2 protein-coding genes are annotated in these 1,861 nt (G+C 58.5%); one reads left to right on the forward strand and one right to left on the reverse strand.

Going from position 1 to position 1,861, the window contains the following annotated elements:
- Positions 1-138 precede the first annotated feature (138 nt).
- Positions 139-675 carry a PTS sugar transporter subunit IIA gene (locus ABHU32_RS09980; protein ID WP_161160036.1) on the reverse strand — a complete coding sequence of 179 codons (537 nt, stop codon included), beginning with the start codon at positions 673-675 and terminating at the stop codon, positions 139-141.
- 117 nt (positions 676-792) lie between these two features.
- Between ABHU32_RS09980 and ABHU32_RS09985 the strand changes: the two genes are divergently transcribed.
- Positions 793-1,416 (forward strand): MurR/RpiR family transcriptional regulator, encoded by a 624-nt coding sequence (locus ABHU32_RS09985; RefSeq protein WP_346979815.1) that lies wholly within the window; start codon positions 793-795, stop codon positions 1,414-1,416.
- The last annotated feature ends 445 nt before the right edge of the window (positions 1,417-1,861 follow it).

Here is a 1,861-nt window from a genome sequence, read left to right on the forward strand (position 1 = left end):
TAAAGCCGTTTGTCTCCACCCGCGTAGCGGGTGGTTTAAAGCTGGCCGCTGCGCGGCCAGCGGACTAAAGTCTTGAATAAAATAAAAAAGGTGGCCGGATAACCCGACCACCCTTGCACATCCTTTGGATGTCGCAGTCTACTTGCGGACGACCTTAACGATGGCGTCACCAGCAGCGACGGCAGACTCGGCCTCGACGGTAAGCTCGACGTCGGCGAACTCAGCGGTGTTGGACACAGCCACGACGACGCAGTCCTTGTAACCGGCAGCAGCGATCTTGGTGCGGTCGATCTTGAGGATGGGCTGGCCGGCCTTCACAACGTCGTCGGCCTTGACGAAGCCCTCGAAGCCGTCACCGTTCATGTTGACGGTATCGACGCCAACGTGCACCAGAACCTCGATGCCGCTATCGGACTGCAGACCCACGGCGTGACCCATGGTGACGGTCACCTTACCGTCGCAGGGAGCGTAGACCAGATCGTCCTCGGGCCACACGGCACAGCCCTTGCCCAGAACCTCGCCACCAAAGACGGGATCGGGCACGTCGGCCATCTTGATGACCTTGCCCTTGACGGGCGAGCACAGCACGTCGGCGCCAGCAGAAGCAGAGATGGAGGCCGGAGCAGCGGCAGCCGCGGGCTCAGCCTTCTTCTTGAACATGTCAAACAGACCCATACGTTTTCTCCTCTTGATTAAGCGCAACGTTGTGCGCATGCCTACGGTAATTATAGTGCCAAATGGTTCAAATGCTAAGGTGGAGACTCGAATCGCGAGCCCTTCCCGGTAGTGCTCGTGGGACGAGCATCTCCTTTGCATCGCGGGTCGATAAGCCGAGCATCGCCTGCGCAGATTATGGAGCGCATGGAGGGGCTCTACCAGACCACGCTGGCCGAAACGCAGGAGCTGCTCGACCCCACGAAGCTCGACCACGCCGCCAAGCTTATCGCGAACGCCCGACAGGTCGACATCTACACGGGCTCGCACAACCTCTATCCAGCGGGAATGTTTCGCGATCGCCTGCTCTCCGCCGGTAAAAGCGCGACGTGCTACGACGGTGCCGAGGCCCAGGTGCGAGCGGCGCTCGCCTCGGGCACCGACCATGCGGCAATCGTTATCTCCTACAGCGGCCTTGCCCCAAACCTCAAGGACATCTTGCCGATCCTCAGCAGTCGGCATGTCCCGGTCATCGTCATCGGCACGCCTTATTGCGCGCGCCTGCATCCCGGTTTTACCGCCTACCTTACGGTGAGTGACCACGGGAGCATGACGCATCGCATCACGCAGTTCGCCAGCCACATCGCCGTGCAATACGTGCTCGATTCGCTCTACAGCAGCTACTTCGCCAAAGACTACGCCCGCTGTGCCGAATTCCTAGAGCGCTCATTCCCCTACACCCGCCTCCCCGGGCTCAAGTAGTCATTTAAGAACGTCCCAAATGACTAACGGCCGACCTAATAACGACTTCTCGTCATTAGGTCGGCCTTTTCAGCTCTAATAACTATTTATTCCGTAAACTCGTTATTAGAATCTGACGCAGAAGGCCGGGCTCACATGTGGCACCATGGCGGAAAGCAGCTTGTCCCTGCGCCAACCGAATGAGCGTGGATTTTCGGACGCCTATCTAACGAGCGTGGATAATCTCCCACTTTGAGCCCGCACACAGGCCAAAAACGGGAGATTAACCACGCTCATTTCTGACTAGTCATTGGGGACGTTCTTAAACGACTGGTCAAACAAGAACGTCCCCAATGACTAGTCCGGCAACGCCGATGCCTTGGCAACGACAGACACTATGACCCAATCCGAGGGCACTAAAAAGATAGGAGCCCCCGCTCGTGACCGCGGGTCGGGGCTGCGACAA

It is taken from the genome of Collinsella aerofaciens, from assembly GCF_039758965.1.
Classification (GTDB): domain Bacteria; phylum Actinomycetota; class Coriobacteriia; order Coriobacteriales; family Coriobacteriaceae; genus Collinsella; species Collinsella aerofaciens_BR.